Origin of the sequence: Snodgrassella sp. ESL0304 (assembly GCF_013344995.1) — a bacterium.
Classification (GTDB): Bacteria; Pseudomonadota; Gammaproteobacteria; order Burkholderiales; family Neisseriaceae; genus Snodgrassella; species Snodgrassella alvi.
Map to the genome: position 1 here is coordinate 40,124 of NZ_JAAEDR010000004.1, position 8,581 is coordinate 48,704.

The 8,581-nt window shown below is 41.7% G+C and carries 7 protein-coding genes; 3 read left to right on the top strand and 4 right to left on the bottom strand.

Annotated features, from left to right (window positions below; translation table 11 throughout):
• The first annotated feature begins 1 nt into the window (after position 1).
• Positions 2-1,189, top strand: coding sequence for a DegT/DnrJ/EryC1/StrS family aminotransferase (locus tag GYX91_RS00565; RefSeq protein ID WP_174829682.1), 1,188 nt, complete (start codon positions 2-4; stop codon positions 1,187-1,189).
• Here the strand turns inward: GYX91_RS00565 and GYX91_RS00570 are convergent.
• Genes GYX91_RS00570 through GYX91_RS00580 form a run of 3 tightly spaced genes read right to left on the bottom strand, consistent with a single transcriptional unit; the run spans position 1,171 to position 4,614 of the window.
• Positions 1,171-2,061, bottom strand: a complete 891-nt coding sequence (locus GYX91_RS00570) for an arginase family protein (RefSeq protein WP_174829683.1) — start codon at positions 2,059-2,061, stop codon at positions 1,171-1,173. The genes GYX91_RS00565 and GYX91_RS00570 overlap by 19 nt on opposite strands.
• Positions 2,054-3,142 carry a GNAT family N-acetyltransferase gene (locus GYX91_RS00575; protein WP_100125671.1) on the bottom strand — a complete coding sequence of 363 codons (1,089 nt, stop codon included), beginning with the start codon at positions 3,140-3,142 and terminating at the stop codon, positions 2,054-2,056. Before GYX91_RS00575 ends, GYX91_RS00570 begins: the two co-directional genes overlap by 8 nt.
• Positions 3,143-3,195: 53 nt before the next feature.
• Entirely contained in the window at positions 3,196-4,614 is a 1,419-nt protein-coding gene (locus GYX91_RS00580) for an aspartate aminotransferase family protein (protein ID WP_238791293.1), read from the bottom strand.
• Between the two features lie 389 nt (positions 4,615-5,003).
• Here GYX91_RS00580 and GYX91_RS00585 point away from each other — a divergent pair, with 389 nt between their 5' ends.
• Positions 5,004-6,197, top strand: coding sequence for an MFS transporter (locus GYX91_RS00585; RefSeq protein ID WP_037392836.1), 1,194 nt, complete (start codon positions 5,004-5,006; stop codon positions 6,195-6,197).
• A 139-nt stretch (positions 6,198-6,336) separates the two neighbouring features.
• A complete protein-coding gene (ppk2, locus tag GYX91_RS00590; protein ID WP_078474376.1) occupies positions 6,337-7,230 on the top strand; it encodes a polyphosphate kinase 2 in 894 nt (297 codons plus the stop codon).
• 65 nt (positions 7,231-7,295) lie between these two features.
• Here the strand turns inward: ppk2 and GYX91_RS00595 are convergent, their stop codons facing one another.
• Positions 7,296-8,021, bottom strand: a complete 726-nt coding sequence (locus GYX91_RS00595; protein ID WP_078474375.1) for a 16S rRNA (uracil(1498)-N(3))-methyltransferase — start codon at positions 8,019-8,021, stop codon at positions 7,296-7,298.
• Between the last annotated feature and the right edge of the window lie 560 nt (positions 8,022-8,581).

Genomic DNA, 8,581 nt, shown 5'->3' on the forward strand with positions numbered 1-8,581 from the left:
TATGTCATACTACTATGAGAACCCGCCCACTGCCGGATTACCGCTAAAGTGGTCTGACTGGTGGCCGGCTGGTCAGTCACTTACGAGCAGAATCAGCGAACAATTGCATCTGCCGCCCTTACAGCTTACCTGTTCAGGTACTGCAGCACTGATTATTGCGTTAACAACACTGGCACAGCAACAGCCACAGCGTAAAACCGTAATTGTACCGGCATATACCTGTCCGCTGGTTGCGCTGGCCGTTCATCATTGTGGTTTACAGTTACAGTTATGTGATTTAAAACCCGGTAGTATCGATATGGATATCGCTCAGTTAAGTACTCTGTTAAATGAGCAGGTATTGGCAGTGATACCTACACACCTGGGCGGCCGGGTGACAGATGTCAGTACCGTTAAACAACTGGCTCAGTCCTGTCAGATTAGTGTGATAGAGGATGCAGCGCAGGCATTGGGTGCAGAAGTAGGGCAGCATGGCGATATTGTGCTGTTCAGTCTGGCGGCTGGTAAAGGGCTAACTATGTATGAAGGCGGTTTGTTAACCGCCAGTGATATGCAATTACGCAGTAATTTACAAGCTATGTCCGAAAAATTATTGCCACGCCGGTGCAAATGGGAGTTGCTGAGAACTCTCGAATTATTTGGATACACTGCTTTGTATAATCCTGCCGGTTTACATTTTGTTTATGGGCAAGGCAGGAGAAAGGCATTGCGCCGGCAGCAATGGATTGCAGCCGTTGGAGATGATTTTGATTTTGATATTCCAATGCATCGGGTTAGTCGCTGGCGTCAGCATGTAGCTGCTAATGCTTTCCTGCGTTTACCGGCATTTCTAGATATGTTGCAAAAGCAGGCCTACCAGCGTATTGAACAATTGCAGAGTATTTCCGGAATAGAGGTGATCGTCGATCAGCATGGTCGGGGGGTATGGCCTTTTCTAATGGTGTTATTGCCTGCATGCCAACATCGCGATGCTGTATTAAAACAGCTATGGACTAGTCCGCTGGGGGTAACGCGGTTATTTATTCACCCACTGTCTCAATACGATTATTTGCAGCCGATTGTACCAGCTTCATCCATGCCGAATGCTGAAGATTTTGCTGCACGTATGTTAACTATTACCAACAGCCTGTGGCTTACTGATGCTCAATTTTCCCGGATATGTGAAGTTATTCAGGATGCTGTGCGCTGATTCTGAGCCAGAGCGGCAAGCAATTGCTGATTAACAGCATGATGTTTTTCTTGCCATGCAGTCAGTGTAGTAGCCGGAATGGGTTCCTGTTTGTCCATTGCACTCAGTAAGCGTTTTAGCAGGCTGGTATATTCCCACTGAGATACTTCACCAGTAATATCGCTGCCAATAATCCGCTGATTCATAGCGTTAATCACAGTTAATAAATGTTCCAGTTGCATACGCCCCTGATCCCAGTTGGTTTGTACTACGTCTTTATCCAGAACATCTTTGTCTATCGAGATATATACAGGTTCATTAGTTTGTTGCTGTGTCCGGATAAAGGCGCTTACCAGTTCTTCTGGTGAGGAGAATGCCCGAAAAGCCTGTTTCAGACCAATTGTTCTTGCCCAGCCAATCCGCACATCCATACACCAGTAGGTTAATTTACCCTGAAATAATGGCGCCAGCCGGTTTTCCCAGCTGTGTGCCACCCCTATATCATTTGAAGTAATACCTAATACATGTACATGGCTGACAAAAGGCAATTGCGCCACATAGCTGACCCACGAACCACAGTGAATTCCGAACAGATAACGCATATTATCCGGATGATTATCAAAAATAATAATTTGTATCGGATTGGAGGCACTAAAAAATTGCTGTAAACGGTTAATCAACAATAGTGAAATATGATGATAGTCGCCACTGCCGGTTAATACCGTACCATAATGTTCGGGTAATTGCTGATTCAGTTCAGCCTGTAATTTCTTAAAACTGGTCTGAGAGCAACCAAAACGAATAACTTCCTGCCATTGACCAAGTTCAATTCTTACTGCATCTGGTATAGATCCTGTACTGTGGTCAAAATCCAGAATTACCGTTTTATTCATGTTTTTTACTATCCTGAGTAGGCTGATTGCTATTTTCCTGCCAGATTTTATCCTGTTCGAAACGAGTACTGATTTTTGCCAGTAGCTTTCTTAAAACAGGATTGCGGACATATACCATATGTTTGGTAAAAGTAAATTGTGCACCTAAAGATGCTTTAACTTGCGGATCCGTCCAGCCGGCGACATAAATTTTAAGTCCATGCTCTTTGGCATAATTCAGATTGTAAAACCAGCTCAGATAATACAGATTCAGTTCCCGTGCCTGAGGATAAACAAAACCGATATATTTATCTACCAGCATACCGTTCAGAACAAAACAGATATTGTAACCAATTAGTTCTTGCTGATAATGGTAGGTAAAAATCCTGGCCTGATTGCTGCTGTCCTGTAGCAGGTGCACAAAAAAATCTTTGGTTAATAAATCAAAATGGATTTCACTTTGATTATAAACATTCAAATATAACTGATAGTACTCATCTAAAACGGCCTTATTCTGAAAATAGGCATCACCACTATGCAGACAACCGATTTCTACCAGCGATTGCGTTTTTAATTTACGCCGGAAGTTTTTACGCCGCTGATAAGACAGACGGCCTAGATATTCATCAATATCATTAAAATCTATCGGTACCCAGGCTAATGCCTGACCTTCTACTGCAATAAATCCTTCTTGTTGCAATACCTGTATCAGCGATGCAGCATATTCATTTGCCTGATGATTCAGTAATGGTGATTGCTGAGGAATATCTTTCACAATCAGCAGCGGATATTTTTTGCCATAATGCTGTTTAATTTCTGTAGCAAACTGCTGCACAGATTGTTGTTGAGTAAACAGCGCATATTCCGATACAGTAGTACCAATAAAACAAGTTTCAGGTTTCAGAAACTGCTGCCACCAGTTAAATAACGGCCAATGGCGAATTTTTTGCTGAAAATCAGATTCTGCGGTAGTCAGTAAATCAAACCGTGCAGCAAATGCCGGTACCCCGCTTGTTAATTGCCATGCTGTAAAATCCTGAGGCGGACTGGTCAGAAAAGTATCGACCAGTTCATTCGGTTCCAGTTGAGTCAGATAATTCATAATTTACTAATACGGCAGCCAGCCTGAATATCAGCCGGCTGCCATTACCAACCCTAAGCCATTAGTTCTTTTTTAGCACGTGTAATCAACTGATCCAGCAAATCAATACCCTGATCAATTTCCTGTTTGGTAATATGTAATGAAGGCGCGAAAGTAATGACATTTTTGTAATAACCGCCAATATCCAGTACCAGCCCCATTTTCTGACCCTGCCAGTCCAGATCGCCGGACATACCAATATCCACCATTTTGTCTACCAGAGCTTTATTCGGAGTAAATCCGTCTTCTGTGCAGATTTCGGCACGTAAAGCCAGCCCCAGACCGTCTACTTCACCTATTTCCTTATGGCGCTGTTCCAGTGTTTTTAAGCCCTCAAGGAAATATGCTCCGCTTTCCATAACCATTTTTTCATAATCAGTTTCGGCCATCATCTTGAATACTTCCAGACCTACCGCTGTTCCTAATGGATTTGAGGCAAAAGTAGAATGAGTAGAACCAGCCGGAAATACCTGAGGATTAATCAGTTCTTCCCGCGCCCACAGACCACCAAGCGGATTCATGCCATTGGTCAGTGCCTTAGCGAATACCAGCATATCGGGTTTTACATCAAAGTGTTCAATTGACCATAATTTACCGGTGCGATAAAAACCCATCTGAATTTCATCAACAACCAGCAAAATACCATATTGATCCAGAACTTTTTTCAGTCCTTTAAAGTAGTTGCGTGGCGGTACAATATATCCGCCTGTTCCTTGCAGTGGTTCCACATAGAATGCTGCATATTCAGCTTGTCCGGCTTTCGGATCCCACACACCATGGTATTCTGTTTCAAACAGGCGGGCAAAATCTGCCACCAAATGTTCGCCATACTCTTCTGCCGTCATTCCTTTAGGTCGGCGGAACGGATAAGGAAACGGAATAAACATAGCGCGATCACCAAAATGGCCATAACGCCGGCGATAACGGAAGCTGGATGTAATCGAAGATGCACCTAAAGTACGTCCATGGTAGCCACCTTCAAAGGCAAACATTAATGAACGGCCTTCAGATGCATTACGGATAATTTTCAATGAATCTTCAATACACTGAGAACCACCAACATTGAAATGCACACGACCATCATGACCAAATTTACGTTTCATATCCAGAGCAATGGTTTTAGCCAGCTCAATTTTAGTAGGATGCAGATACTGGCTGGCGCATTGAGGTAATGTATCAACCTGCTGCTTCAGCACAGCATTCAGCCGTTCATTAGCATAGCCAAAATTACAGGCCGAATACCACATCTGTAAGTCCAGATAAGGTGTACCATTTTTATCGTACATATAGCTGCCTTCGCAGCCATCAAAGATTTTTGGCGGATTCACATAATGTACCGTATCACCAAACGAACAGTACTTTGCTTCATCTGCCAGTAACTGTGCATCATCAGGACGATTTACAAGTGTTTGAGCACTAGGCTTACTCATCATTTATTCCATTCATTTAAAATAAAACATCTTAATAAAAAGTACATAATTAATACTATTATATCCTGCTAAAGCATCAAAACCGTAACAAACAAAACCTAATAACCTGATAAAACCATTATCTGCTCAATATTCAATTATCTTTGCACTTAATTTAAAAATAGAAAATGTGTAAAACATATTGGCTTAGCTATTCACTGACAATATATAGATTGCACCCTAACCAAATAAAATTTTATATTCACAAAACTAAACAATATTTAATTATCCGCAATAGACTTATGCAAAAAAACTAAAATCAATTTTTACTAATATTTCTCAATCAGTTAGACTTAAATCACAATAAACACACAATTTTACTGGCTACTATTGACCAGCCTAATCACACAACTATGAACACAGAACCTAATCGCATTCCTCATCCCCGCTGGCTTTTATTTGCTCTTGCTGTTGGCGGTTTTGCAATCGGCACTACAGAATTTGCCACCATGAGTGTTTTGCCCTATATCGCCAGTGGTTTAAATATAAGCGAACCCGTAGCAGGACATCTAATCAGCATTTACGCACTGGGTGTTGTCATAGGCGCTCCGGTTATTGCCATATTTGGTGCACGCTTTAGCAGGCGCAGCCTGTTACTGGTGCTTATGGCATTTTTCTCTCTGACACATCTCGGCACGATGCTGGCTCCAGATTACCGCAGTATGATGTTATTTCGCTTTTTAAGTGGCTTGCCGCATGGTGCCTATTTTGGTGTTGGTGCACTGGTTGCCGCAGCTATGGTGCCTCCGGATAAGAGAACTCAGGCTGTAGGATTAATGATGATCGGTTTAACCATTGCTACCACCATCGGCGTACCTTTAAGTAGCTGGCTGGCTCAAGCAGTAGGCTGGCGGGTTGTTTTTCTTATCGTTGCCATACTGGCTGCTTTAACAGTGATACTGGTAGCTCTTTTTTTACCGGCAAATTGTATGCAGGGAGGCGGTAGCAATGCGCTGCGTGAACTTAGTGCACTGACCAACCGGCAAATATGGCTAACACTGGCTATAGGAGCCATTGGTTTTGGCGGTATGTTTGGCATATATGCTTACATGGCTTCAACACTCGAAGATATTACCGGTATGTCACCTAAAAGCGTACCACTAGTGATGTGTCTTTACGGTGTAGGCATGACTCTTGGCAATATTATCGTGCCACGCCTGGCCGGTCGCCATGTAATGGGTGGATTAGCATGCTTACTGGCCTGGTCTGCTGTTATGCTGGCCTTATATCCTTTTGCAGTGCATCATCCTTACTGGATATGTATTCAGGTTGTACTAATCGGCATGAGCGGTGCTGTAGGTACATTATTACAAATTCGTTTGATGGATGTAGCTAAAGAAGCTCAGACACTGGCTGCAGCACTCAACCATAGTGCTTTTAATGCTGCCAATGCCTTAGGACCCTATTTAGGCGGCTTAACCATTGCCGCCGGCTGGGGATGGACAAGTACAGCATGGGTTGGCGTTGCTCTTGCTATCATCGGTTTAATCGTATGGTGGTTTACAGTAAAAGATGAACAGCGCACTGCTGCCGCAAATCTGCAATAACTAAGTTTATTCATGTATACAGAACAGAAAATAATATTGTAAAAACATGTAACTGATGTTGCAAATAACTGTTAACATTAATAATCTGTTAATATTAAATTTACTTTAATTATTAATAACAACAGATAGGGGAAGTATTATGACTGCAAACCAGCAGCAATCTGAAACCAAAATACCTGATACTGAGCAGAGAGAAAGCCAGAATAACACTTGTCCGAATAAAAGTACCAAACATAATCAAGATAAAAATACTAAACATAAAAAATTATCCCAAAAGAAATACTACAAAGAGCTGGAAAAACTTCAGGGTGAAATGGTTGCCCTGCAAGAATGGGTAAAAGCCTCCGGACAAAAAGTATGTATTATTTTTGAAGGTCGCGACGGAGCAGGTAAGGGTGGTGCAATTAAAGCTGTCACTGAGAGAGTTAGTCCTCGTATTTTTCAAACTATTGCCTTGCCGGCACCAAGTGAACGCCAAAAGTCACAAATGTACATGCAGCGCTATATTCCTCATCTACCTGCGGCTGGAGAAGTCGTTATTTTCGACCGTAGCTGGTATAACCGTGCTGGTGTAGAACGCGTGATGGGATTCTGTACCGAAGAAGAAAGTAAGGAATTTCTAGAAGTTATTCCATTTATGGAAAAAGCTATAGTTAATTCCGGTATCATCCTGCTTAAATACTGGCTTGAAGTGAGTATGGAAGAACAGCATAGACGTATGCTTGGGCGAATTAACGACCCGCGTAAAATCTGGAAGCTTTCTCCTATGGATATCAAGTCCTACAGTCGCTGGTATGATTACTCCCGGGCTCGTGATGAAATGATCATGGCAACTGATACCTCATGGGCACCGTGGTACGTGGTTGATTCTAATGATAAAAAGAAAGCGCGTCTGAATATCATTAAACATATATTGAGTGAAATTCCGTATAAAAAGACACCACGGAAAAAGGTCGAATTACCAAAACGTCAGGATAAGGGTGATTATCAGGAACCTAATTATCCTTATCGTTATATACCAGAAGAATATTAATACAGAACCAGCCAGATAGCAGACTAAACTGGCTGGTTTTATTATCAGTTCCGGATTTTTCTAATTCACCCGCGAAAGTCTCCCCATAGCAACTGCATTGCCGCAATAGCTGCCAAAGATGCTGTTTCTGTCCGTAATACTCTGGGTCCTGTGCTGATTGCAGCAAAGCCATGATTAATTGCCAGCTCTTCTTCAGCCTGGCTTAATCCGCCTTCAGGACCAACCAGCAATACTACTGCCTGTGGCTGTGTAAACTGATTTAATGCTCGGGGCTGGTTTAAACTCATCAGCAGTTTTAAATCATCCACACCCAGAGCACACAATGCATCTGACAATCCCATTATCGGTTGAATTTGAGGTACTACCGTTCTGCCGCATTGCTCACAGGCACCAATAGCGATATCCAGCCAGCGCTCAAGTTTTTTCATTGCCCGTTCGCCACTTAAGCGCTGGCTACTGCGTTCCGTTAGTACTGGCTGAATCATAGTTACACCCAGTTCCACAGCCTTTTGAATAGTTAAATCCATACGATCACTACTTGATATGGATTGCAACAATGTAATATTTAATGGTGACTCTAAATTAATATCTGTACTTTCACGAATCAGTACATCCACATTTTTCTTACCCATTGACGTAATTTCAGCCTGATAGACCTTTCCAAGCCCATCAAAAAGCTCAATTACCTCACCTGGCTGGTAGCGTAACACCTGTACATGGCGAGCAGCCGTATCAGGTAAAGAGAATGCATCTGAAACTAAAACACTGGGCGGTAAATAAAAACGGGGCATAATAGTAGTAAAAAAATCAATCAATAATCCAGAGAATAAAAATAGCCGGATTAACATTTAAAAAATTAAATGACTATTCTAATTGTTTATAGAAATACAAAAACAAGTATAAAAATACCTAATCTATAAGCCATACATTTAAATAAATCTGTAAACACCAATTTTTATATCAATAATACAAATTATAGTAATACAAATTATAGTAATACAAATTATAAACAATGATACCTGTTCGCAAACTAAAGAGTATTAATCTTTAGAACTAACGAATATGAATACACAACTCATTTAATAAACACACAGACAAAGCAAGTCATGAAAGTTTGAAAAATAATCAAACTGAGTCAAAGGCACCAAAAATAAACTCAGGAAAAACAGAGTAGTGAAGAGAAAGTCAAAAATAAATGCAGGCAGGAGTTGACAGGGGATTTGAGGAGGCGTATAGTTCGCCTTCTTCGCTGATGACGCGACACGAAACAAACGCACAGTTTAAAGTAGAACGCAGTCGAAAGCAACGCTCTTTAACAGAACAGATTACCGATAAGTGTGAGTGCCAAGCG

Bases quoted from the DNA above. Each gene is read 5' to 3' on its own strand.
- GYX91_RS00570 (WP_174829683.1), bottom strand. From the start codon at position 2,061: ATGAATAAAACGGTAATTCTGGATTTTGACCACAGTACAGGATCTATA.
- GYX91_RS00595 (WP_078474375.1), bottom strand. From the start codon at position 8,021: ATGCCCCGTTTTTATTTACCGCCCAGTGTTTTAGTTTCAGATGCATTC.
- ppk2 (WP_078474376.1), top strand. From the start codon at position 6,337: ATGACTGCAAACCAGCAGCAATCTGAAACCAAAATACCTGATACTGAG.
- GYX91_RS00585 (WP_037392836.1), top strand. From the start codon at position 5,004: ATGAACACAGAACCTAATCGCATTCCTCATCCCCGCTGGCTTTTATTT.
- GYX91_RS00580 (WP_238791293.1), bottom strand. From the start codon at position 4,614: ATGATGAGTAAGCCTAGTGCTCAAACACTTGTAAATCGTCCTGATGAT.
- GYX91_RS00575 (WP_100125671.1), bottom strand. From the start codon at position 3,142: ATGAATTATCTGACTCAACTGGAACCGAATGAACTGGTCGATACTTTT.
- GYX91_RS00565 (WP_174829682.1), top strand. From the start codon at position 2: ATGTCATACTACTATGAGAACCCGCCCACTGCCGGATTACCGCTAAAG.